Genomic DNA, 22,634 nt, shown 5'->3' with positions numbered 1-22,634 from the left:
CCACATGGCCTGTGCCATGTAGGCTTCCGCCCATGCGAAGGCGTGGAATCACAGTCCTGCTCGGTGCGGCCCTGGTGGCACTCCTGACCTGGCAGGCGCTCGCCATGGACGTGGCCTACGTGGTGTTCGGTCCGGGCCCCACCGAGGACGTGCTCGGGCTCGAAGAGGTCGACGGCGAAGAGCGCGAGATCATCAGCGCCGATGTCGAATACCCCTCCGAGGGCGAGCTGCGATTGACGACGGTGCGGGTCACGCAGTCGGTCAGCTTGGCAAAGGCGCTGGGCTATTGGATGTCCAATGAGTACGCGATCATCCCCCGCGACCTGGTCTATCCCCCGGACCGGTCCCAGGAGGAGATCAATGAGGAGAACCAGGCGGACTGGGTCGAGTCGCAGTCGAACGCCGAGCAGGCCGCGCTGGGGTACCTCGGAGAGCCGGCGGTGCTCACGGTGGTGGCCGACTCGGGGAGTCTGCGCGCCGACGATGTCGTGACCGCGGTCGGCGGCGAGCCCGTCGAGTCCTTGGATGCCTTGGAGAATTTCGCCGACAGCGAAACTGACGTCACGGTTCAGCGTGACGGACAGAACGTTGACGTCCCCGATGTGGTCCTCGGCGACGTCGAATTGGAGTCGTCGTATGAGGACCCGTACGGCATTGAGATCGACACCGAGGCGCTCGACATCGGCGGGCCCTCGGCCGGTCTGATCTTCGCGCTCGGCATCGTCGACCGGGTAACGGAGGCCGATCTGACCGACGGAATGGTCGTCGCGGGCACCGGCGAGATCGATCCACAGGGGAACGTCGGGGCGATCGGCGGCGTCCAGCAGAAGATCACCGCCTCAGAGGAGGCGGGAGTCGATGTCTTCCTCTCGCCGGCAGCGGACTGTGAGGACGCCGCTTCGGCATTGGCCGGTGACATGACTATTGTCAGGGTGGAGACGCTCGCGGAAGCGGTCTCGGCGCTTGAGTCCATCGCGGCCGGCGAGGACGTCATGACCTGCTGAATCCGCGTCGGCTCCAATAGACACAAAGGAGTTGCTTAGAGTGGCGAACCGGACGCCCACACCCCCACGGATGAGCCGACGAGGACGGTACGTCCTGATCCTCCTCGTGGGCGCCATAGTCATGTTGTCGGTGCTCGGCTGGTTGGTCAGCCTGCGCACCAACTACCTGTGGTACGACTCGATCGACTACACCACGGTGTTCTCGACGATGATGTGGAACCGCATCGGCCTGTTCGGGGTGTTCACCCTCGCCATGGCCGCGTGGACCGCTGCGAACCTGTACATCGCCTATCGCTTCCGGCCGGACACCTGGCCGGCCACCTCCGAGCAGGAGGGCCTGGAGCGATACCGCGAACTCCTCTCGCCCAAGGCCGGCTGGTGGATCGCCGGGCTCGCCGTCGTCGTCGGCATCTTCGCCGGCATGTCGGCCCAGTCCCGCTGGGAGACCTGGCTGCTGTTCCGCGAGGGCGGATCGTTCGGCTGGGAGGACCCGGTCCTCCACATGGACGCCGGGTTCTACATCTTCCGGCTCCCGTTCTGGCAGTTCCTGATCGGCTTCGGCTTCGCGGCCGTCGTCGTCGGGCTCCTGGCCTCGCTGAGCGCCTATTACCTGTACGGCGCGCTGCGCTTCTCCGGCACCGGCGACCGCATGACGAACGCGGCCCGCATCCACCTGTCGGTCCTGGTGGCACTGTTCCTGGGGCTCAAGGCGGTCGCGTACTACTTCGACCGCTTCGACTTCGCGACGCAGTTGAACTCGGTCACCAATATCGTCGGTGGCGGCTACACCGAGATCAACGCCCTGATGAACGCGAAGAACGCGCTCATCTGGGTATCGGTCATCGCGGCCGTGGTCATCCTGATCTTCTCCTGGGGCTTCACAAGGAGCCTTGCTCTGCCGCTGACGGCGCTCGGCCTCGTCGTGGTCACCGCGATCGCGGCCGGCGGCATCTACCCGGCCGTGGTCCGCAACTTCCAGGTCGAGCCGAACGTGCCGCAGCGCGAAGGCGAGTACGTCCAGCACACCATCGAAGGCACGAGATACGCCTTCGACCTCCAAGAGGACGTCCTCAACGTGTCCACGTACGACGTCTCGTCGGCGCCGGACGCCGAGGTGTTGAACGACCCGGAGGCCGCCGACGCGGCCACCGTCGCGAACATGCGCCTGATCGACCCGTTCGTGGTCTCGGACGCGTTCACGCAGCGCCAGCAGCCGCGCAGCTTCTACGACTTCTCCGACAAGCTCGACGTCGACCGCTACACCTACACCAATGACGATGGCGAAGAGGTCACCGAGGACTTCGTGGTCGGCTTGCGGGAGCTCAACCCCGCCAACTACAACGAGAGCCAGCAGGACTGGACGGTCCGCCATACCGTGTACACCCACGGCTGGGGCTTCGTGTCCGCGCCGACCCGCGAGAACTGCGAGGGCTACCCGTTCTTCACCTCCGGGGTGATGCGCGAGGGCGAGTCCGATGCCGGCCGGTGCGAGGCCACCAACGACTACATCAAGGTCGACTACCCGCAGATCTACTTCGGGATGCTCAATGACGACTACGCGATCGTCGGTGTCCCCGAGGGCGAGACCCCGGTCGAGTTCGAACGCCCCGCCGACGTCTCCGTCTCCGAGGAGGCCGAGCAGGCCGAGGAGGAGGAAGACATCGAGGTGGTCGAGGAGGACGTGCGAACCACGTTCCAGGGCGACACCGGCGTCGATGTCGGCTCCTTCTGGAACCGGCTGCTGTACGCCTGGGAGCTCCAGGAACCGCGCTTCCTGCTCTCGGACCGCATCAACGACAACTCGCAGCTGCTGTACAACCGCAATGTCCGCGACCGGGTCCAGGCCGTCGCGCCGTTCCTGACCGTCGAGTCCGACCCGTACCCGGCCGTCGTCGACGGCGAGGTCGTGTGGATCGTCGACGGCTACACCACGGCGAACAACTTCCCGTACTCCGATCGGGTCGACCTCGCCGCGACGACGACCGACACCTACACCGGTCAGGGCGTCACGGCGCAGGACAGCCAGGACGTCAACTACATCCGCTCCTCGGTCAAGGCCGTGGTCAACGCCTACTCCGGCGAGGTCGAACTGTACGAGTTCGACGAGGAGGACCCGATCCTCAAGGCCTGGAACTCGATCTACGGCGGCGACCTGATCACGCCCAAGGAAGAGACGCCGGAGGAGCTTTCGGCTCACTTCCGCTACGCCCAGGACATGTTCAAGGTGCAGCGGTCCATCCTCGAGCGCTACCACGTCGACAACTCGGGCGAGTTCATCGAGAACTCCGAGGCCTGGCAGGTCCCGGACGACCCGTCGAGCCCCGCGGCCGTCTCGCAGCCGCCGTACTACGTGTACGCCAACTTCGGGCTCGAAGAGCCGGAGTTCCAGCTGACGGGGACTTTCACGCCGATCTCGCGTGACAACATCCTGGCCTCGATGATGGCCGGCTACTACAACGGTGAGGGCAACCCGGTCCTCAACGTCCAGCAGATATCCGGCGGCGACAACCAGTCCGTCAGACAGATGCACCAGATCATCACCTCGCAAGGGGACGTGGTCAACGACCTGCGCCAGTACCAGCAGTCGGACCTGCAAGTGGAGTGGGGCAACCTGCTGGCGCTGCCGGTCGGCGACGGCGTGCTGTACACCGAACCGCTCTATCTGCGCAGGCAGGTCGGCGGCGGTGACACGACACTGCCGGTGCTCGAGAAGGTCGCGATCTCCTACGGCGGCTACGTCGGGTACGAGGACACCCTCGACCAGGCGGTCGATTCGGTGGTCCAGCAGTTCATCGAGGGCGCCCCGCCGGCGACCGAGACCACTGAGGACGAGGACGCCACGGGCGAGGAACCAACGGAGGAGCCGACCACCGAGGCGCCCGTCGAGACGCCCACGTCCGACGGCACCGAGCCGCCGGAGGTCGAGCAGGCGATCAACGACGTCATCGCGGCGCAGGAGGCCTATGAGGAGGCCCGCACCTCGGGTACCGAGGCTGAGGCCGGGGCCGCACTGGACGAGTTGTTCGCGGCACTGGACCAGCTCAAGGAGGCCCGCGACGCGGCCGGTCAGTAACTGAAGAGAGCGAAGAACGAGGCGCCTGTCGGCTAGTGCGAACTAGCCGGCGGGCGCCTCGGTCGTTCCCTCCTCGGTCCGGCAGGAGGCGGCGTCGGCGGCGCGCTCGACGGTGATCTGCACTGTGGAGTCGGGCGCGACCTCGGTGCCGGCGCTCGGGTTCTGGCGGACGACGCCGCAACGGGCTTCGCCCTCGCCCTCGTAGACCACCGAGGTTGCCAGGTCGGACTCCTCGAGGTGCTGGCGCGCTTCGGATTCGGTCTGGCCGACCACGCCCGGGACGGTGGCCTTCGGGGCCGCGCTGGGGGAGGTGCTGGGGCTCGTGCTCGGCAGGGTCGACTCGGTCTGGCTGGGGCCGGTTCCGGCGCTGGGACTCTGGGTGCCCGAGGCATCGGTGTCGTCCTCGCCCGTCGCCGACGGGTCGTGGTCGGGTGCATCCGGATTGTCCGGCGCGTCTCCCTCGGAACCGTTGTCCGGATCGTCGGCGTCCTGGCCCTGCACGTCGGCTTCAGCGGGCGCGGTCTCCCCGGCGGGGACGGCCCCGTCGCCGAACAGCCGCTCCCACGGGCCGGCCGCGGCGACGGCGCTGACCGCCGCGATCGCGGCGAGCGTGCCCGCCAAGGTGATCCACAGCCGGCGCCGCTTCGGGCGCTCTTCGGCGCTCGCGACCTGGCCGGGAGTCGTTGGCGGTGCCGGTGGCGGGGAGACCGGATGCGATCCGGTGGTGCGGATGCCGCTCGGGGCCCGGTGGGCGCCGGTGTGCGAGGGAACCTGGTGCTGGCCCGTCTGCGGCGGCAATCGGTGCTGACCCGAGCTCGATGGGATCTGGTGCTGCCCGGTGCGGTAGCGGATCGGATGCTGGCCGGTGACCGGCGGCAGCGGGTACTGGCCCGAGAGTGAGGAGACCGGTGAAACGGGGGAGACCGGGACCGACCGGGCGCCGCCGGTCGGCGACATCGCCCCCATCGGCTCGGGGCGCGGGCGCGGCTGCTGGACCCGGGTCGGCGGGTTCGCGGCGCGCGGGGCGGGGCCGATCATCGCCGCCCGCGTCTCGCTGCAGGCCTGCGCGAACTCGGCAGCGTTCTCCCAGCGCGCCGACGGCTCCTTCTCCAGGGCGCGGCGCACGATCTGGGTCACCTCGACCGGTATGTCGACCGGTAGCGGCGGCGGCGGATTGCGCAGGTGGGCCGAGAGCACGCCCAGAGGCGTGTCGGCCTTGAACGGCGGCGAGCCGGCCAGACACTGGTGCGCGACGATACCGAGCGAGTACAGATCCGAAGCGGCCGTGAGGTTCTCACCGGCAGCCTGCTCGGGGGACATGTAGGTGACGGTGCCCAGCACGACACCGGTGGTGGTGAGGGTCAGGTTGTGGTTGACGCGGGCGATCCCGAAGTCCACCAACACGACCGAGCCGTCAGCGCGGACGAGGATATTGCCCGGCTTGATGTCCCGGTGGACGATCCCGGCGGCATGGGCGACCTGGAGGGCCTCGGCGACTCCGCCGATCACGCGCAGCGCGTCGGCGGAGCCGAGCTTCCCCCACAGTCCCAGCAGCCGCGAGAGCGGCTTGCCGTCCACGAATTCCATGATGAGGTACGCGATCTGGGCGTCCTCGTGCTCGATCTCGCCGTAGTCGTAGACCTCGACGACACCGGGGCCCTTCATCACGGCGATGGCCCTGGCCTCCCGGCGGAAGCGTTCGCGGAAACCGCGGTCGTCGACCAGGTCGGCCAACAGAATCTTAATGGCGACGGTCCGCCACAGGATCGTGTCGGTGCCTTCCCAGACGTCGCCCATGCCGCCGCCGCCGACGCGGCGTTCGAGCCGGTATCGCCCGTCCAGGACGTCGCCTGCCTTGAGGTTGCGCGTGCTCAGCATCCGGCGGCTTTCCCTTTGAGTCGGATTCTCTCTCAGGGTTTAACGACCGGAAGGCGTCGAAGCTACGCGCTAGGCGGCGCTTCTTTCGGCACGAGGGGTCATGGCCCGCTTCATCGCCCGGGCTCGCACCGGGATCGGCTCGACGGTTCGCGGTCCGACCTCGATCGGAGTCGTTTGCATTGCGTCTGAAAGGCTTCGGGCCGCCTGGCCGGGCCGGCTGACGGCCTCGCCGAGCTGGCCGTCCCAGCACGCCCACGAGTGGCACGGCCAGGACTGGTTGCAGTGTTCGCACACCGGGCGCTTGGCGCCTCGCTGTTCGAGTGCGGGCGTATGCCGCTTCCACCACCGGGACTGCACGCGCCACAGACTCGGCACGGGGACCCCACCAGGGGGTTCGTCCGGGGGAGGATTGTCAAGTGTGTACGGACTTCGCAACGCGGGCTGCCTTTCGAGCTGGTTTTCGAATCATTGAACCGCTTGCGGGCCAATGGAATCTGCTGCCTTCGAGCGGTATGGGCACCTGGTTCGCCGAGTCGCGGTGCCGAATCGGTACAGTCGGTGGAGGCGGGTAGCCCCTCCGTACAGTAGAATTGCACATGCAGATTTTGGATGCAAGAGGTATAACCGGATCGGGTGGCGAATAATTGTCCCCGCAGGTCCAAGCCGGTGAGCGGCCAGAAGTCCTCCTCCACCGGTGCGTCCTCACCGATTCCGGAGAGATCAGGGTGTCAAATGGGAACATCGAACGACGACGCTGACAACCCGAAGAAGCTGGGGGGCAAGGCAATGCCTTCAGGCGGTAGTCCCACGGTGCGCCGCAGGCGGGCCGGGAGGATCCTCCGCGAGCTGCGCGAGCGCTCAGGCGCCGAGGCGCAGGACGCGGCCGATGCGCTGGAGGTCACCACCTCCACCATCTACCGCATGGAACTCGGGCGGGTGGGCATCAAGCCCCGCGACGTCCAGGCCCTCACCGAGGTTTACGGCGTCTCCGACCCCGCGCAGATCGAGGAGCTGGTGCGCCTCGCCCGGGACGGCCGCAAGCGCGGCTGGTGGGCCAGGTACTCCGACACCATCTCCCCGCCGTACGCCACGTACATCGGCTTGGAGCAGGACGCCTCCAATCTGTACCTGTACGACGGGTTGATCATCAACGGGCTCTTGCAGACCCGTGAGTACGCCCAGGCCACGTTCGATTTCGTGCTGGAGCAGGGTCGGCGGTACATGGACGACCGCATCAGCCTGCGCATGGAGCGGCAGCAGCGCCTGCGGGACGACCTGAAGATCTGGAACATCATCGACGAGGCGGCCATCAGGCGCGTCCTCGGCGGTCCGAAGGTCATGATCGACCAGCTCCAGAATCTGCTCGAACTCGCCTCGCTGCCGAACGTCCACCTCCAGGTGCTGCCGTTCGAGGGCGGGGCCTACCCCGGGATGCTGTCCTCGTTCACGATCCTCGGCTTCGGTGAGGCGAACGGCGAGATCGACCCCGGCTACCGCCATCCCGACGTGGTCTACATCGAGGGCCACAATGGCGACGTCTACGAAGAGGGCGAGGACGTCCAGCCCTTCCACGAGATCTTCGGGAACCTGCGCTCGGCCGCCCTGAATCCCGGTCGCAGCCTGGAGTTCATCGAGGCCCAGGCCGAACGCCTCAAATCCCTGTAGCCCATGCGTAAAGGGGCGGCCGCGGCGAATGCCGCGGCCGCCCCTTTCTCAGGTCTTGCTACCGGCCTTCCTGCCGCAGCAGTGACTGCCAGTCGGCACGGCTGGCTCGCAGAATAGGACTGCGCGTCAGCTTGGTGTCCCTGATCTCCACGGCACCGTTCGCCAGCCTTACTTCAACGCAGGCGCCGTTCGGGCCGGACCTGCTGCTCTTCATCCATACATGGGTCAACATCGACCCCTCCTTCCAAGGAGCACTTCGAGTCCCCAGGACGGTGTCTACGATAGCCAGCCGCATATTGAGCGCGCGTCATATATCCGTCACTATCGGTTTCCAGACAGCGACCGGTCGGTGTTACCATCCCGGCGTCTCGCATTCCCGATTGGCGCTCCCGGGCTCGATCTGGACGGTCGCGTGCTCGATTCCGAAGCGTTTGGCCAGCGTTTGCTGTGCCTCGGCCAGGACCGCCGCCGGATCGGCCTCGGATTCGAGTCCCAGGTGGACGGTCGCCACGTCCATACCCGAGGTGAGGGTCCACAGGTGCAGATCGTGCACCTCATTCACTCCTTCGAGTGTTGCCAAGGCGGATTTGACCTCGTTTAGGTCCACGCCGGCCGGGGCGTGCTGGAGTAGGATGCGCAGCGCGTCCCGCCCCAGGCGTGCCGCGCGGGGCAGGATGAACAGGCCCACGGCCACGGCGATGAGGCTGTCGGCGTAGTACCAGTCGGTGAGGGCGATGACCACCGCGGCGATGATGACGCCCAGCGAGCTGAGCGCATCGCCCAGGACCTCGAAGTAGGCGCCTCGCACGTTGATCGACTCGGCCGCGCCCGACCGGAGCAGGAGCAGCGAGGTGACGTTGGCCGCCAGTGCCAGGCAGGCGACGGTGAGCATCGGCCCGGCCTGGACCTCGGGCGGGTCCCCCATGCGCCGGATCGCCTGCACCACCACGAAGGACGCGACGCCGAACAGCAGCAGCGTGTTCGCGAGGGCGGCAAGGACTTCGAGCCGGTAGAGGCCGAAGGTGCGCTTCGGCCCGGCGCCGGCCCTGCGGACGGCGATGATGGCGGACAGGGCCATCGCGATGCCGAGCGAGTCGCTGGCGACGTGGGCGGCGTCGGACAGCAGCGCCAGGGAGTGGGTGTACCAGGCCGCGACCCCTTCGGCGAACACCACCGTGACGGCCAGGGCCAGTGCCAGCCAGAGCCGTCCGCGGTGACGGGCGCCGAGGGAGACGGCGCCGTGCGAGTGGTCGTGGCCCATGCGGGTTCCTCCTCTGTCAGGGTGAGTGTGGCGGGTGGGGATGCCCGTCGAAATCGAATGCTAACATGCGCACTTTTGCATGTGAAGCCGTGTCCCATAGTTCCGGCTCGCACCGAAGGCCGGAAATACCGGAAAACGCCCGACTCGACGTGAACCAGGGGGAGTTTCATAAAAGTCGGCGGCCAATGGAATAATATTCAACAGAGACATATCAGCACTGGTCACGGGGGGTGACGATGGAAAGCGCCATTGAAGTGGCAATCGCCGCGTTCGGAGCAGTTCTCGCCCTTGTCCTCATCTTCGCGGCAGTCCTCGGGCTGCGATCCAGCATCGAGACCAGGCGCCGCCGAAAAGCCCGCGCCAAAGAAGAAGCCGAGGCCTGGACCAAACTCCTCACCTCGCAGATCGCCATTGCGCCCGTGCAGGTCGCCGACCCCGAGGCCGGCGCCGCGCTCGTGCGCGCCCGCAAGCTTCACCACAATGCCGGTGTAGCGCTCAAGACCGCCAAGAAGACCAAGCAGTTCGAGCGCATCCGAACCTATGCGCTCGCCGGGCTGCACAACCTCAATGTCATGCGCCGCAGGCTCGGCAAGGCTCCCGGACCCCAGGGGCCCATGCCGTTCAACTCGCCCGGCGCCGGAGCCCGGAACGGACGTGACGACAACATTCGCGACGTCCCCACCGGCCCGGCCACCGGTCTGCCGTTCTAACAGCAGCAACGACTAGGCCCCGTCGGGCGGCTCGGGAGCCGCCCGACGGGGCCTAGTCGTATCGCGCTCTTACGCTCCCGCGTCCTCCTTGCGAGGCGTCAGCAGATCCATCACCCACATCGCCAGCGACACGATGATCGCGCCCCAGAACGCCGGCCAGAACCCGTCCACATGGAACCCCAGTGACAACTGCTCGGAGATCCAGGCCGTCAGCCAGAACATCAGAGCGTTCACCACCAGGCCGAACAGGCCCAGCGTCAGCACGTACAGAGCGCAGCCGACCATCATCACGATCGGCTTGACGAGCGCATTCACCACCGTGAACACCAAGGCCACCAACACCAGCGAGAAGAACTTCGCCAGCGTCGAGTCGCCGAACAGGTAGATGCCCCCGACGATCACCGTGGCCAGCCACAGCGCGATCGCGGTCAGCACAAGCCGCACCAGAAAACTCATGTGGACAGTATTCCCGCGGCCGCGGGCGCCCTGCCCGGTTTCGGCCGAATCACCTCGTCCGGGGCGGTGCCGCCGAAACACCCCCGCGGCCCCGCGTTCACCTCGGGTTCACCGCCATTCGCCCCGTCCGCTACCCGCCGGTTTTAGCGTCGGAGACACCCCGAACGTTTGAAACTGCACCTCGCGGAGGAGAGACCCCATGAGCGACCCGACTCTGTCCGGTGCCGGCCCCGACGCGCGCTCCCGTCGTATCGACATGGCGCCGCAGCCCGCGCACGAGAGCCCCGGCACCGGCGGCCCGACCGTATTCGACATCAAGGACGTGGGCGTCTTCTACGGCGACTTCAAAGCCGTCAAGGACGTGAACTTCACCGTCGCCAAGAACGAGATCACCGCGCTCATCGGACCTTCCGGCTGCGGAAAGTCCACGCTGCTGCGCTCGCTCAACCGCATGAACGACCTCATCCCCGGCGCCCGCGTCGAAGGCACGGTCTCCTACCACGGCAAGGACATCTACGAGTCCGGCGTCGACCCGGTCGAGGTGCGCCGCCGCATCGGCATGGTCTTCCAGAAGGCCAACCCCTTCCCCAAGTCCATCTTTGACAATGTTTCCTACGGGCCCAAGATCCACGGCGTGCCCCGCGCTGAGCGCGACGACATCGTCGAGGACTCGCTCCGCAAGGCCGCGCTGTGGGACGAGGTCAAGGACGACCTCAAGAAGTCGGCGCTGGCGCTCTCGGGCGGGCAGCAGCAGCGGCTGTGCATCGCCCGCACGATTGCGCTCCAGCCCGAGGTGGTCCTCATGGACGAGCCCTGCTCGGCGCTCGACCCGATCGCCACGGCCCGCATCGAGGAGCTCATGGTCGACCTGGCCGAGCAGTTCACGATCGTCATCGTCACCCACAACATGCAGCAGGCCGCGCGGGTGTCCGACAAGACCGCATTCTTCTCCACTGAGGTCAACGAGGTCAGCGACACCCGCACCGGGGTCCTGGTCGAGTTCGACGACACCCAGCGGATCTTCACCACCCCGTCCGACGTGCGCACCGAGAACTACGTGACCGGCCGCTTCGGCTAGGGACACAAGCGGAAACACCGAGGGCCCCGACCAGATCTGGTCGGGGCCCTCGGTGTTATCGGAGGAGAACCGGCTGGCCGGGCCTCAGCGCTTGTCGATCGCGAAGCGCGAGGCGATGATGCGCGAGATGATCGTGAACAGGAAGACCAAACCCATCAGCGTCAGGGCCGCACCCCAGGCGCGTTCCTGCGAGGCCGCGAACGGCTGGCTGGCGTTGCGGAAGATCTGCGCCGCCAGGTTCGTGTTCTGGCCGTAGAACAGGTCGGGCTTGTAGATGTACGTCAGGCCGACCGTGACGATGATCGGCGCGGTCTCGCCGGCGGCGCGGGCGATCGCCAGCAGCGCACCGGAGGTGATGCCCGAGGAGGCCGACGGCAGCACCACGGTCATGATCGTGCGCCACTTGCGCGCGCCCAGACCGGCCGAGGCCTGCCGCAGCTCGTCGGGAACCAGCCGCAGCATCTCCTCGGTCGAGCGGATCACGATCGGCAGCATCAGGCACGCCAGCGCCAGGGAACCGGCGAAACCGATCTGCTCGCCGATGACGATCACGTAGGAGACGTAGATGAACAGGCCCATCATGATCGAGGGGACGCCGGTCATGACGTCGGCCATGGTGCGGATGAACCGCGCCAGCGGCTTGTTCTTGCCGTACTCGTTGAGGTAGACCGCGCCGAGCACGCCGATCGGGATGGCGATGAGTGCTGCCATGCCGGTGATGAACAGGGTGCCCACGATCGCCGGGCCCATGCCGGGGCCGGCGGTGCGGTAGTTGCGGGGGATCTCCTCGGTGAGGAAATCCAGGCTCATCGACGAGCCACCGCGGGAGATGACCTGCCACATGACCAGGAACAGCGGGAAGGCCGCGAGCACGACGCACAGTCCGATGAGGAGCGTGGAGGTCCGGTTGGCCAGCGACCGGCGCCACGACAGGTTGCGGCGCGTCAGGTCCGGCGGAGTGCTGGAGAGGCTCGTCATGAGTGGGCCCCCTTCATCTTGATCTCGGCGCGGCGCACCACGGCGCGGGCGAGGAAGTTGATGATGACGGTGATGGCGAACAGCTGGACGCCGATGCCGATGAGCGCGTCGGTGTGCAGGCCGCTCGATTCGCCCCACTGCTGCGCGATGACCGAGGCCATCGTGTTGCCGGGCGCGAACATGTTGGGGGTCATGCCGAGCGAGCCGCCGATGACCAGGGAGACCGCGATCGTCTCACCCATCGCCCGACCCAGGCCGAGCATCGAGGCGCCGACGAGTCCGCCGAAGGAGTGGGGGAGGATCGCGCCCTTGATCATTTCCCAGCGGGTCGCGCCCAAGGCGTAGGCGGCCTGCTTGTCCGTCTCGGGCACGGTCGAGAAGACCTCGCGCGAGATGGAGGTGATGATCGGGATGCACATGACCGCGAGGATCAGCCCGGCCGTGAAGTAGTTGCGGCCGGTGTTGGTCTCGCTGAAGACCGCGTTCAGGCCCGGAATCGGGGCGACCAGTCCGGCGAACCACTGGTAGGCCGGCGTGATGGCCGGAATCACCACGAGTCCGCCGACGAGGCCGAAGACCACCGAGGGCACGGTGGCGAGCAGGTCGATGACGGTGACGATGAACTTGCGGAACCGCCGGTGGGCGACCTCGGTGATGTACAGGGCGATGCCGATGGAGACCGGCACCGCGATGATCATGCCGATCAGCGAGGTCACGACGGTGCCGTACAGGAACGGGACCGTCCCGAACAGGTCCGCGTTCGGGTCCCAGGTGCGCCCGGTCAGGAAGTTGACCGGGTCCAGCGAGATGGCGGGCCAGGCGTTCAACGTGGTCGTGACCAGGATCAGGCCCAGCACGATGAGGACGGTGAGCCCGGCCGCGGTCACCAGGCCGGTGAAGCTCCGGTCGGCCCGGCGGGCGCGTGCCTCTCCTCCGAGGTCGACCTCGGAGGGGGCTTCGCGGGTTGCCGTTGGGGTCAAGGTTTTCACTCCGATTCGTGGTGCGGAACGGCCGAGGACCCCATCGGCGCCGGGGGCGTCGCTGGGGTCATCGGGGACGCGCTGCTAGTCGGCAATCGTCGCGTTCAGGGCGTCGAGGGCCTGGGTCTGGAGCTCCTCGGGCAGAGGGGCGAAGTTGGCGCCTTCGGCCAGTGCCTGGCCGTCGGTCAGCAGGTAGTTCACGAACTCCTTGACACCGGCGGCGACGTTCTCGTCCTCGTATTCGGTGCGGATGAGGATGTAGGTCGGCGCGGTGATCGGGTAGGCGTCGGCGCCCGTGGCGTTCAGCGGGTTGTAGGAGAGGTCCTCGGCGATTTCGGCGCCGGCCAGGGCGGCGGTGGCGCCTTCCAGGGTCGGGGCGACGAAGGCGCCGTCGGCGTTCTCGATGGACGCGGTGACGAGGCCGATCTCGGCGGCGTCGGCCAGGTCGATGTAGCCGATGGCGCCTTCGGTCTGCTGAAGGACCTGGGCCACACCGGTGTTCTTCTCGCCGCCGATGGAGCCTTCGGGCCAGCTGACTTCGTCGCCGGCGCCGAGCGTCCACGTGTCGGTGGCCTCGTCCAGGAAGGTGGTGAAGTTACTGGTAGTGCCCGAACCGTCGGAACGGCGCGCGATGGTGATCGGGGTCTCGGGCAGTTCGAGGCCCTCGTTCGTGGCGGCGATGGCGGGGTCGTTCCAGGCGGTGATGTCGCCCTGGAAGATGCCCGCGAGGGTCTCCTGGTCGATCTGGATGCCCTCGACGTTGGGGAGGTTGTACGCCACGGTGATCGGGGCGGCCACGGTCGGGAGGTACTGGAAGGAGCCGGCCTCGACCCCGTCGTCGTCGCCGACCAGAGAGTCGGAACCGGCGAAGTCGTTGAGGCCCTCGCCGAACTCGGACTTGCCGGTGCTCGAACCCGTGGCGTTGTAGGTGACGTTCAGCTCGGGGTTGACCTCGGCGAATCCTTCGATGGCCGCCGCGTAGTAGGCCTCGGGGAAGCTGGCGCCGGAGGCGTTGATCTCGCCGGACGCGCCGTCGCCGGATTCGTCGCCGCCTCCGCCACAAGCCGCAAGGCTGAGCGCGAGGGTGCTGGCGGTAAGGGTGCCGAAGATGGCTCTGCGGTTCAGTTTGATGTTCACAGCTGGTCTCTACTCCGTATCCCCGGGGATGCACCGGGTAATGCTTCACTGTTCTCAACCATCAAACCGAGAGCCGGTGTTCACCTGGCGACTTGGAGTTGAACTCAAGGTGAACGACTGAGCGCGATTCGCAACGATGAGAACACGGAGGTGACGACCACCCCTGTGAGCAGGGTATTCGACCGGAGCGGTACCTGGCTGTGATCTGAACGTTATGAACGGTCGAGGTGAACGTCGCCGGTCACGAGGTACACGACCTGATGCGAAATGCGCACCGCATGGTCACCGAAGCGCTCGAAGAACCGGGCCAGCAGCGCCGCGTCGACGGCGACCTGGGGGCCGTAGCCGAGGTCCGGGATCTGGTCGTGGACGCGCTGCTGGAGCGCGTCCAGCACGTCGTCGTCCAGGCCCAGCTGCGTGGCCTCCATCTGGTCGCGCTCGGCGAGGACGCGCACCAGCTTCTCCGAGATGCGCACCGCGGCCTGCCCCATGCCCGCGAAGTCCTCGCGCAGCGAATCGGGGATCGCCGGGGCCGGCGCCCGCAGCAGCACCGACTTCGCCACGTGCTTGGCCAGGTCGCCCATCCGCTCCAGATCGACCGAGATGCGCACCGCAGCGAGAATGAATCGCAGGTCGGTCGCGACCGGCTCGTAGCGGGTCATCAGCTCCACGATCCGGTCGTCCACCCGGAACTGGAGCGCGTTGAGGTCCTCGTCGGCGGCCACGATCGCCGCCGCGGCCTCGGTGTCGATCGCCAACAGCGCCGCGCTGGCGTGCTCGATGGCCTCGCCGACGCGGCGGGCCATGTCGACCAGGAGCTCGTCGAGCTCGTCGAGTCGCTGGTGGAAGACGTTCGCCATAGTGGACCAATCGCGGGGTCGGGAGCTGGGCGCGCACAGAGAAAGGCGCGTTCCCAGTTTAACCGTGAATCGTGTTCAGTTGGTCGACCGGACCAAGACACTCCGGTGAACTGCCTGGTGCAGGCCGTTGGACACGCGCGGTTAAAGTGAGACGGAAGCACGATGATCCCAGGAGCGAACCAATGTCTTACCCCCCGACGCAGCCGAGCTACCCGAACCCCTACGGGCAGCAGCAACCCCAGCCGCCGCAGCAGCAGGGCAACAACCTGTGGCTCATCGGCGTGACGGTGATCGTGGTCCTGGCGGTCATAATGGCAGTGGTCCTCTTGATCGTCCAGCGCAGCAACGACTCCAATCAGGGTGGCGGCGGGGATCCGACGACGGCGCCGGAATCGTCGGCCGAGGAGACCACCGAAGGCGGCGACGACCCCACTGACGGCGGCGACGAGCCCGTGACGGACGGCGAGGCCACGCTCGCCGAGTCGGACTGCGAGTTGTACGACACGTCGGGATTCGAAGAGCTCATCGGCGACGAGGTGGACCCAGACGAGTCCTCCACCTCCGCCTCGACCTCGGGCGACACGGCCAACATCTCCTGCAGCTTCTATACCAGCAACTACGACACGCTGCGCCTCTATGTCGACGTCACCGACGACTCCGATTTCAACATCGGCTGGGTGGAAGACATGCAGGATTCGTATGCCGAAGACGACACCTACACGGTCGAGGACTACACCACCTACGGCGACACGGGCTACACCCACGAGTCCACCAGTTACGACTACACCACGATCGGCATCAACCTGGCCATCTCGAACATCGAAGTCGAGGCGACCACCATGATGGAAGAGTCCGAATACGACAGGGACGCAGCAATCGCGGTGCTCGACGGCATGATCGCCCAGGTGGAAACGTACTACGCCGCGCACGTCCTCTAATCGGCTCCGGGACGCCATGCTGACGCCGGCCTCGGCCGCCACCCAGGCCGGCGGCTCCGTCCCGAACGAGGACTACTACCTCGTAGCCGAATCCTGGGCACTGGTCCTGGACGGCGTTACCCGCTACCCCGACGACGGGTGCGTTCACGACGTCCCCTGGTACGTGGCGGCGCTCGGCGCCGCCCTGGCCGGGCGCTTCACCACGGGGGACCAGGACCTCCGATCGGTGCTCGCCGAAGCTATCGCCGTCGTCGCCACGCTCCACGGCGACAGCTGCGACCTGTCGAACCCCGTCTCACCGGCCGCCACGGTCGCCATCGTGCGAGCCCGCGGCGGCCGTTTCCAATGGCTGGTGCTCGGGGACTGCGCCATCGCCTGGCGCGAACCGGGCAGCCCGCCGCAGGTCGAGTCCGATGACCGGCTCGCGCGACTGACCGACCCGCCCGCGGTCGTCGACGTCGGCGGCCTCCGCAGGTACTCCGTCGAGTACATCGACCGCGTGCGCAATCGCCCCAATGGATTCTGGGTCGCCTCCGCCGACCCCCACGCCGCCCGCGAAGCCAGGACCGGCGACGCACCCCTGGCCGATATCGACACCGCGTGCCTGTTCACGGACGGCCTCACCCGCCTGGCCGAACGCTACGGCCGCACCTGGGAACAGATCCTGGACCTGGCGGAGACCGAAGGAATCCCCGCGCTCATCGAGGCGGTGCGTCGCGAAGAACGCGACGACCCGCGGCTGCTCCGCAAGGCCAAACGGCACGACGACGCGACCGGAGTCCTCCTGCGACCAGGCGCCGTCACCGATCCCGCCTGAGGACAGGCGTCAGCGCGGTCAGGTGCGGGGCTGCCAGCGGAAGAGCACCGCGGCCAAGGCCACCGCCACAGCGGAGACGGCCAACGCGAGCAGGGCCGGGACGGCCGCCGCCGCCGCATAACCGCCGGCCGGTCCGTCCCAAGCGGCACGGACCAGTTCGATCACGGCACCACCGGGAACCGCCATCTGAAACCACTCGACCTCGCCGGTCGGCCGCACCAGAGCCCAGCCCATGCCGACCATCAGCAGCATCATCCCCGGCAGCACCGTGATCTGAGCGGCCTCGGGATTCTTGGTGAACGACGCCGTCAGGAAGCCGAGCGCGACCGCGGTCACCGCCCCGACGACGAAAGCCAGCACCAACAACTCCGGATGGGCCGGCGCCGAACTCCAGAACCAAGCGGTCACGACCGCCAGGAACGCGAACTGCGCCAACGCGATGAAGACCGGCGGCGCCGCCAGCCCCGTCACGATCGACGCGGTGGAGGCAGCGGACGTGCGCAGCCGCTTGAGGTAAAGCTGCTCCCGGCGGGCGGCGAGCGTCATGGTCGTCCCCATGAAAACGCCGAACATCAACAACAGCCCGAGCTGGGTGGCGGCCAGCGTCCCGGTCGACGATGCGAGGAAACCGCGCCCCGACTGCATCAACATGAGACCGAAAACCAGCGGCATGATCACGATGGTCGCCATGACCGTCCGATTGCGGCCGATCAGGCGGGACTCGGCCACCGCGAGCGTCCACCAGTGCGGACGGCGGCGGGCAGGGGCAACAGCATTGGTGCTCATCGGTTCTCCTGAACGTCTTCGAGTTCGGCGAAGATCTCGTCAAGGGTGGCGGGCGCGGCCTTGAGTCCGCGCAATTCGACCGCGAACCGCTCGGCCCAATCGAGGAGCCGGTACAAGTCCCCTTGCAGATCCGTGGTGCGCACCCGCAGCTCCCCGCCGTCGACGGCGAGCGTCCCGGCCATACCAGGAAGAGAGTCGAGGCCGAGTTCCGCAGGCAGACGCGCGGTAATGAGAGCGTCATGGGCGGCGACGATGTCGTCCACCGTGCCGGAGCGGACGATGCGGCCCCCGTGCATGATCGCGACCCGGTCGGCCAACTCGGCGGCCTCGTCCAAGTAGTGCGTGGTGAGCAGCACCGCCGTGCCCGACTCGGTGAGCTCCCGCAGCGTCGCCCAGGTACGGCGGCGAGACCTGGGATCGAGACCGGTGGTCGGCTCATCCGCGAACAGGACCTTGGGCACGGTGGAGATCGCCATCGCCAGATCGAGACGGCGCCGCTCACCACCCGACAGCGCACCCACCCGGACCGCTGCCCGGTGATCGAGCTCCACCTTCTCCAGCAGCGCACCGACCGCAGTGCGTCCCGCGTGCAGGTCGTTCCACAACTTGACCGTCTCCGCCGCGGTGAGATCGTCTGCGAAACCGGTCTTCTGACCGATCACCGCGACTTCCCCGGCGAGCGCCCGCCGATGCCGCCACGGATCCCGGCCGAGCACCGACACCCGGCCCGAAGCCGGGCGAAGCAGCCCCTGCAATGTCTCGATGGTCGTGGTCTTGCCGGCGCCATTGGTGCCCAGCAACGCGAACAACTCACCCGGCGCGACACCGAGCGAGACGCCGTCGACGGCGGTGAAATCCCCATAGCGGCAGGACAGTCCAGCGACATCCACGGCGCCGGCAGCGCCGATCGGGGAATCCGGCGGGGCCGCATGGGTGACGAGTGGGGTCGGGTTTCCGTTCATACCTTGACGATCCGCCGCGCGCCCAGCCTCCGGTAGTGCCTAAACCGCACCGATCGTCGTGCAAATGTGTGCCGCCCGGCTGACATTTGTCACTTTGGGAGTCGGGGTGTTTCAATCACCCCGTGAACGGCCACTCCGAACTGCCGGTGCGAGACCTGCGCCGCCTCTACCAGTACACCCTCTGGACGACCGTGTCCGGCGGCCCATTGACGCTGTTCATCGCCGGCGCGTATTTGGCCGGAGCGAGCGACTGGGGGCAGTGGATCGGCGTAACGGTCGCCGCAATGGTCATTGTGACGACGTTGGCGACCATCATGCTGGCCCGCTACGTCGCCGGAGAGACGAGACAACCGCAGCCCAGGCTGTTCTGGACCGGGACGGCGGTTCTGCTGTTCGGCCTCGCCTTCAGCGCCTGGGACTCGACGATCTTCGCGGCCTGGGCGGCCCCGGCCGGGCTCCTGGCGTCCTGCCCCGTCCTGTGGCGCCGACCCGGCACCCGCAACCGCTTCGCCACAGCCGTAACAGTGGCCGCGGCGCTCATCGCGGCAGTACTGGGAGGCATCGGCATGGCCGCGCCCATGCTGGTCTTTCTCACGCTGCTGATGTTCCCCTGCATCATCTTCGGCGTCGTCTTCCAGTGGTGGAACTACAACGTGGCACTCGAACTCGAACAGAGCCGCGGCCTCGCCGCCGAACTCGCGGTGGCCGAGGAACGCCTGCGCTTCGCCGCCGAACTGCACGACGTCCAAGGCGGCCACCTCCAGGTCATCGTGCTCAAGGCACAACTGGCGCGCCGCTTCATCAACGATCGGCCGGACGCCGCAGCCGCCGAACTCGAAGCGATGGAAGAACTCGGGCGCTCCGCCCTCAGAGACATGCGCGCCCTCGTCGGCGGCTACCGACGAGTCTCACTGGCCGACGAAGTCGACTCGGCCGCCAGAATCCTGCAATCGGCGGGCATCGAAGCCGAAGTGAACGCCGAGACACACGGGCTCGACCCCGAACGGGAACGGCTGCTCGGACTTCTGGTCCGGGAAGGAACGACGAACCTGCTGCGGCATTCCGCGGCATCCACGGCGAGCCTGCAGGTAGAAGCGGATGGGACGACGGCGACCGTCGAGATCACCAATGACGGTGCAAGCGAGGTCGGCGAGCTCGGCAACGGACTGGCGATGCTGGCCGAACGGTTCGCGGCCTTCGGCGGTACCGTCGCACACGGGCGCGAAGGCGACCGGTTCACCCTGACAGGCACACTCCCGGGGGTGCCGTCGCTCACGCGCGAAACCGCCGACGGCTTGAAAGGCACAGCGTGATCAGACTCCTCGTCGCCGACGACGAGACGCTCATCCGGGAAGCGCTGGCGGCACTGCTCGACCTGGAAGAGGACATGACGGTCGTAATCCAGGCCGACAACGGCGAAGACGCGGCAGCGCTCGCCGAGCTCCACACCCCCGACGTCGCGATCCTCGACCTCGAGATGCCGCCCCGCGACGGACTATGGGCCGCGGCCCGCATCCTCGGCGGCAACCCCGACGGACCGACGGCCACGCGAAACACCCACGGCCCCAAAGTGGTCCTGGTGACCCGGCACGCCCGGCCCGGCGTTCTCCGCCGCGCGCTGGCCGCCGGAGTCTCGGGGTTCGTCCCCAAGACCACGCCCGCGGATCAACTCGCCCGCATCATCCGCGACGTCAATGCCGGACGCCGCTACATCGACCCCGAGATCGCCGCCTCCGCCCTCACCGAGGACCGATCGCCGTTGACCGAGCGCGAACTCGAACTCCTCCGCGCGACCAGGGGCGGCGGCACGATCGACGAGATCGCCGCGGAACTCCACCTCGCATCGGGGACAGTCCGCAACTACCTCTCGACGGCGATGAAGAAGCTCGGCAAGCGCACCCGCCACGCGGCCGCGCAGCACGCCTGGGAGCAGGGCTGGATCTAGGTAGGTGGTCCGCCACACCGAGTGTCCGTGTCGACATCCAGTGAGTCCAGACACTGCCGGACGGGCAACCGTTTCGGCTGCTCCGGCCCGTCTTGAAGCAGATCCGGAGCGGCGCAAGGGCACCCAGAGGCCTGCCGAAGGCAATAAAAAAGGCCCAGTCACCTGGGCCTTTAGTGGTGCGGCGCCAGGGACTCGAACCCCGAACCCGCTGATTAAGAGTCAGCTGCTCTGCCAGTTGAGCTAGCGCCGCAAGATGATTGAGTGACTATCAGGCTTGTTGGCCTGTGTCCCTCGCACGAGGAGAAACTTTAGCACGTGCGGCAGCCTTCGTCTCTGGGGGTCCAGCGGTGGGTACGCTAGGTCGGTGACAAGTTTTGTAGACCGAGTAAAACTGCAGGTCCTTGCCGGTAAAGGTGGCAACGGCTGTGTGTCGGTCCACCGTGAGAAGTTCAAGCCGCTCGGCGGCCCCGATGGAGGCACCGGCGGCCACGGCGGTGATGTGGTCTTCGTCGTCGATCCCAATATCCACACGCTGCTGGACTTCCACTTCCAGAGCCGCCTGCAAGGTGGCAACGGCAAGCAGGGTTCAGGCTCCAACCGCGACGGCGCCGCGGGCGAAAGCATCCGCGTCTCCGTCCCCAACGGCACCGTCGTCTATTCGAACGGCGAGATGCTCGCCGACCTCACCGGCATCGGCACCGAGATGACGGTCGCCTCCGGCGGTCGTGGCGGTCGCGGCAACGCCAGGCTGGCGAACTCCGCACGCAAGGTCCCCGGCTTCGCCGAACTCGGCGAGCCCGGTGACGAGCTGGAGGTGACCCTCGAACTCAAGAGCGTCGCCGACGTCGGACTGGTCGGCTTCCCGTCTGCGGGCAAGTCCTCCCTCATCGCCGCGATGTCGGCGGCCCGTCCCAAGATCGCCGACTACCCGTTCACGACCTTGACGCCGAACCTCGGTGTCGTGTCGGCGGGAGAGACGACCTACACCATCGCCGACGTCCCGGGCCTCATCCCGGGAGCGGCGACCGGCAAGGGCCTGGGCCTCGAGTTCCTGCGGCACATCGAGCGCTGCGCCGTCTTGGCTCACGTGGTCGACTGCGCCAATCTCGAATCGGATCGCGACCCGGTCTCCGACATCGACGCGCTCGAACACGAGCTCGCCGAGTACGGCGGCCTCGCCGAGCGGCCCCGCATCATCGTGCTCAACAAGATCGACGTCACCGATGGGCGCGAGCTCGCCGAGTACGTGCAGCCCGACTTGGAGAAGTACGGCTGGCCCGTCTTCCAGGTGAGCGCGGTCAGCCGTGAGGGACTCCGAGAATTGAACTTCGCCTTCGCGAAGGCGGTAGAGGAGTACCGGGACGCGCAGCCGCCGATCGAGTCGACCCGCACGGTCATCCGACCCCACGCGGTTGACGACTCCGGCTTCGAGGTCCGCAGGCTGGTGCCGGCATATGAGGGGGATGTCGAATTCCTCGTCACCGGACACAAGCCCGAGCGCTGGGTGGGACAGACGGACTTCAAGAACGAAGAAGCCGTTGGCTACCTCTCGGACCGACTCGCGAATCTCGGCATTGAAGTCGAACTCGCGAAACAAGGCGCCATCGTCGGCTCGATCGTGAAGATCGGCGAAAGCGAGTTCGAGTGGGAACCGACCGACCCGAACGTCATTGCGACCGCCGGACCGCGCGGAACCGACATCAGGTTCGACCGCAATGAGCGCAAGGGCGCCGATGAGCGCCTGGCGGACCGCAAGGCCCGTCGCGCTCAACTGCTCGAAGAAGTCGAGAAAGAGAAGGAAGCGCGCGGCAAGAGCCGCCGCGGATAGCCCTGATTTCATGCTCTACCTGCGGAAACTCGGGGTTTGTGAGGATGTGTCGGCGACCACGTACCCCCCTTGCAAACCCCGGTTCACCGTCGCGTAAATTTGTCTTTGCCCGAGGGGGAAACGGACAGGAAAGCCGAAAGGCCCTGGCCCAGAACCAAAAAGGCAAATCTCCGAGCGAACGGATCGGGGGCCGAAAACGGCCCAAAAAATGATCTGGTAAGTTTCTGGAGTCGCTCCGGTCGGAGCTGAAACTTCTTAGAGGTTTGAGACTGACTAGT

The 22,634-nt window shown here is 67.1% G+C and carries 20 protein-coding genes and 1 tRNA gene; 10 read left to right on the top strand and 11 right to left on the bottom strand.

Features of this window, described 5'->3' with window-relative positions:
- The first annotated feature begins 32 nt into the window (after positions 1 to 32).
- Together FAB82_RS07635 and FAB82_RS07630 are read left to right on the top strand one after the other, a co-directional pair.
- Positions 33 to 1,004 (top strand): YlbL family protein, encoded by a 972-nt coding sequence (locus tag FAB82_RS07635; protein ID WP_168801474.1) that lies wholly within the window; start codon positions 33 to 35, stop codon positions 1,002 to 1,004.
- Positions 1,005 to 1,074: 70 nt separating this feature from the next.
- A complete protein-coding gene (locus tag FAB82_RS07630) occupies positions 1,075 to 4,077 on the top strand; it encodes a UPF0182 family membrane protein (RefSeq protein ID WP_136533952.1) in 3,003 nt (1,000 codons plus the stop codon).
- A gap of 42 nt (positions 4,078 to 4,119) precedes the next feature.
- On the opposite strand, the gene FAB82_RS07625 is transcribed toward FAB82_RS07630, so the two are convergent.
- The gene (locus tag FAB82_RS07625; RefSeq protein ID WP_136533951.1) at positions 4,120 to 5,955 is read right to left on the bottom strand and encodes a serine/threonine-protein kinase; all 1,836 of its coding nucleotides are present in this window, start codon (positions 5,953 to 5,955) and stop codon (positions 4,120 to 4,122) included.
- A gap of 732 nt (positions 5,956 to 6,687) precedes the next feature.
- Here FAB82_RS07625 and FAB82_RS07620 point away from each other — a divergent pair.
- Positions 6,688 to 7,620, top strand: a complete 933-nt coding sequence (locus FAB82_RS07620; protein ID WP_136533950.1) for a helix-turn-helix domain-containing protein — start codon at positions 6,688 to 6,690, stop codon at positions 7,618 to 7,620.
- A gap of 58 nt (positions 7,621 to 7,678) precedes the next feature.
- Here FAB82_RS07620 and FAB82_RS07615 read toward each other — a convergent pair whose 3' ends face one another.
- Both FAB82_RS07615 and FAB82_RS07610 read right to left on the bottom strand, forming a co-directional pair.
- Positions 7,679 to 7,834, bottom strand: coding sequence for a DUF397 domain-containing protein (locus FAB82_RS07615; RefSeq protein ID WP_246039502.1), 156 nt, complete (start codon positions 7,832 to 7,834; stop codon positions 7,679 to 7,681).
- Positions 7,835 to 7,972: 138 nt separating this feature from the next.
- On the bottom strand, positions 7,973 to 8,881 hold the full coding sequence (locus tag FAB82_RS07610; protein ID WP_136533948.1) for a cation diffusion facilitator family transporter: 909 nt from the start codon (positions 8,879 to 8,881) through the stop codon (positions 7,973 to 7,975).
- A gap of 236 nt (positions 8,882 to 9,117) precedes the next feature.
- On the opposite strand from FAB82_RS07610, the gene FAB82_RS07605 reads away from it, so the two are divergent.
- Complete coding sequence (locus FAB82_RS07605; protein ID WP_136533947.1) at positions 9,118 to 9,591, top strand: hypothetical protein; 474 nt, start codon at positions 9,118 to 9,120, stop codon at positions 9,589 to 9,591.
- 69 nt (positions 9,592 to 9,660) lie between these two features.
- Here the strand turns inward: FAB82_RS07605 and FAB82_RS07600 are convergent, their stop codons facing one another.
- The gene (locus FAB82_RS07600) at positions 9,661 to 10,047 is read right to left on the bottom strand and encodes a phage holin family protein (protein WP_136533946.1); all 387 of its coding nucleotides are present in this window, start codon (positions 10,045 to 10,047) and stop codon (positions 9,661 to 9,663) included.
- Between the two features lie 199 nt (positions 10,048 to 10,246).
- On the opposite strand from FAB82_RS07600, the gene pstB reads away from it, so the two are divergent.
- Positions 10,247 to 11,125: a phosphate ABC transporter ATP-binding protein PstB gene (pstB, locus tag FAB82_RS07595; protein ID WP_136533945.1), complete on the top strand. Its 879-nt coding sequence runs from the start codon at positions 10,247 to 10,249 to the stop codon at positions 11,123 to 11,125.
- A gap of 84 nt (positions 11,126 to 11,209) precedes the next feature.
- On the opposite strand, the gene pstA is transcribed toward pstB, so the two are convergent.
- The 4 genes from pstA to phoU all read right to left on the bottom strand — a co-directional run bounded on the left by pstA (position 11,210) and on the right by phoU (position 15,080).
- The gene (gene pstA, locus FAB82_RS07590; RefSeq protein WP_136533944.1) at positions 11,210 to 12,103 is read right to left on the bottom strand and encodes a phosphate ABC transporter permease PstA; all 894 of its coding nucleotides are present in this window, start codon (positions 12,101 to 12,103) and stop codon (positions 11,210 to 11,212) included.
- Positions 12,100 to 13,083: a phosphate ABC transporter permease subunit PstC gene (pstC, locus tag FAB82_RS07585; RefSeq protein WP_136533943.1), complete on the bottom strand. Its 984-nt coding sequence runs from the start codon at positions 13,081 to 13,083 to the stop codon at positions 12,100 to 12,102. Before pstC ends, pstA begins: the two co-directional genes overlap by 4 nt.
- 84 nt (positions 13,084 to 13,167) lie before the next feature.
- A complete protein-coding gene (pstS, locus tag FAB82_RS07580; protein WP_246039496.1) occupies positions 13,168 to 14,220 on the bottom strand; it encodes a phosphate ABC transporter substrate-binding protein PstS in 1,053 nt (350 codons plus the stop codon).
- Positions 14,221 to 14,432: 212 nt separating this feature from the next.
- Positions 14,433 to 15,080, bottom strand: a complete 648-nt coding sequence (gene phoU / locus FAB82_RS07575; RefSeq protein ID WP_136533942.1) for a phosphate signaling complex protein PhoU — start codon at positions 15,078 to 15,080, stop codon at positions 14,433 to 14,435.
- 182 nt (positions 15,081 to 15,262) lie between these two features.
- Here phoU and FAB82_RS07570 point away from each other — a divergent pair, with 182 nt between their 5' ends.
- Together FAB82_RS07570 and FAB82_RS07565 are read left to right on the top strand one after the other, a co-directional pair.
- Positions 15,263 to 16,018: a hypothetical protein gene (locus FAB82_RS07570; protein WP_136533941.1), complete on the top strand. Its 756-nt coding sequence runs from the start codon at positions 15,263 to 15,265 to the stop codon at positions 16,016 to 16,018.
- A gap of 16 nt (positions 16,019 to 16,034) precedes the next feature.
- On the top strand, positions 16,035 to 16,835 hold the full coding sequence (locus tag FAB82_RS07565; protein ID WP_136533940.1) for a protein phosphatase 2C domain-containing protein: 801 nt from the start codon (positions 16,035 to 16,037) through the stop codon (positions 16,833 to 16,835).
- Positions 16,836 to 16,853: 18 nt separating this feature from the next.
- Here the strand turns inward: FAB82_RS07565 and FAB82_RS07560 are convergent, their stop codons facing one another.
- Positions 16,854 to 17,621, bottom strand: coding sequence for an ABC transporter permease (locus FAB82_RS07560; RefSeq protein WP_136533939.1), 768 nt, complete (start codon positions 17,619 to 17,621; stop codon positions 16,854 to 16,856).
- Positions 17,618 to 18,583, bottom strand: a complete 966-nt coding sequence (locus tag FAB82_RS07555; protein ID WP_136533938.1) for an ABC transporter ATP-binding protein — start codon at positions 18,581 to 18,583, stop codon at positions 17,618 to 17,620. Before FAB82_RS07555 ends, FAB82_RS07560 begins: the two co-directional genes overlap by 4 nt.
- Before the next feature lie 122 nt (positions 18,584 to 18,705).
- On the opposite strand from FAB82_RS07555, the gene FAB82_RS07550 reads away from it, so the two are divergent.
- Together FAB82_RS07550 and FAB82_RS07545 are read left to right on the top strand one after the other, a co-directional pair.
- Positions 18,706 to 19,896 carry a sensor histidine kinase gene (locus FAB82_RS07550; RefSeq protein ID WP_136533937.1) on the top strand — a complete coding sequence of 397 codons (1,191 nt, stop codon included), beginning with the start codon at positions 18,706 to 18,708 and terminating at the stop codon, positions 19,894 to 19,896.
- Entirely contained in the window at positions 19,893 to 20,528 is a 636-nt protein-coding gene (locus FAB82_RS07545; protein WP_136533936.1) for a response regulator transcription factor, read from the top strand. The genes FAB82_RS07550 and FAB82_RS07545 overlap by 4 nt, the downstream gene beginning before the upstream one ends.
- 174 nt (positions 20,529 to 20,702) lie before the next feature.
- Here FAB82_RS07545 and FAB82_RS07540 read toward each other — a convergent pair.
- Positions 20,703 to 20,778, bottom strand: a tRNA-Lys gene (locus tag FAB82_RS07540).
- 114 nt (positions 20,779 to 20,892) lie between these two features.
- On the opposite strand from FAB82_RS07540, the gene obgE reads away from it, so the two are divergent.
- Positions 20,893 to 22,356: a GTPase ObgE gene (obgE, locus tag FAB82_RS07535; RefSeq protein WP_136533935.1), complete on the top strand. Its 1,464-nt coding sequence runs from the start codon at positions 20,893 to 20,895 to the stop codon at positions 22,354 to 22,356.
- The last annotated feature ends 278 nt before the right edge of the window (positions 22,357 to 22,634 follow it).

This window comes from Glycomyces buryatensis (genome assembly GCF_004912275.1).
GTDB lineage: Bacteria > Actinomycetota > Actinomycetes > Mycobacteriales > Micromonosporaceae > Glycomyces > Glycomyces buryatensis.
Note: the sequence above shows the minus strand (reverse complement) of the source record. Positions and strands in the feature narration are given on the sequence as shown.

Coding starts and splice junctions, on each gene's coding strand:
- FAB82_RS07565 (WP_136533940.1), top strand. CDS start 16,035: ATGCTGACGCCGGCCTCGGCCGCCACCCAGGCCGGCGGCTCCGTCCCG.
- phoU (WP_136533942.1), bottom strand. CDS start 15,080: ATGGCGAACGTCTTCCACCAGCGACTCGACGAGCTCGACGAGCTCCTG.
- FAB82_RS07620 (WP_136533950.1), top strand. CDS start 6,688: ATGGGAACATCGAACGACGACGCTGACAACCCGAAGAAGCTGGGGGGC.
- FAB82_RS07570 (WP_136533941.1), top strand. CDS start 15,263: ATGTCTTACCCCCCGACGCAGCCGAGCTACCCGAACCCCTACGGGCAG.
- FAB82_RS07605 (WP_136533947.1), top strand. CDS start 9,118: ATGGAAAGCGCCATTGAAGTGGCAATCGCCGCGTTCGGAGCAGTTCTC.
- pstA (WP_136533944.1), bottom strand. CDS start 12,103: ATGACGAGCCTCTCCAGCACTCCGCCGGACCTGACGCGCCGCAACCTG.
- FAB82_RS07600 (WP_136533946.1), bottom strand. CDS start 10,047: ATGAGTTTTCTGGTGCGGCTTGTGCTGACCGCGATCGCGCTGTGGCTG.
- FAB82_RS07610 (WP_136533948.1), bottom strand. CDS start 8,881: ATGGGCCACGACCACTCGCACGGCGCCGTCTCCCTCGGCGCCCGTCAC.
- FAB82_RS07635 (WP_168801474.1), top strand. CDS start 33: ATGCGAAGGCGTGGAATCACAGTCCTGCTCGGTGCGGCCCTGGTGGCA.
- pstB (WP_136533945.1), top strand. CDS start 10,247: ATGAGCGACCCGACTCTGTCCGGTGCCGGCCCCGACGCGCGCTCCCGT.
- FAB82_RS07555 (WP_136533938.1), bottom strand. CDS start 18,583: ATGAACGGAAACCCGACCCCACTCGTCACCCATGCGGCCCCGCCGGAT.
- FAB82_RS07625 (WP_136533951.1), bottom strand. CDS start 5,955: ATGCTGAGCACGCGCAACCTCAAGGCAGGCGACGTCCTGGACGGGCGA.
- FAB82_RS07630 (WP_136533952.1), top strand. CDS start 1,075: ATGAGCCGACGAGGACGGTACGTCCTGATCCTCCTCGTGGGCGCCATA.
- FAB82_RS07615 (WP_246039502.1), bottom strand. CDS start 7,834: ATGAAGAGCAGCAGGTCCGGCCCGAACGGCGCCTGCGTTGAAGTAAGG.
- FAB82_RS07560 (WP_136533939.1), bottom strand. CDS start 17,621: ATGAGCACCAATGCTGTTGCCCCTGCCCGCCGCCGTCCGCACTGGTGG.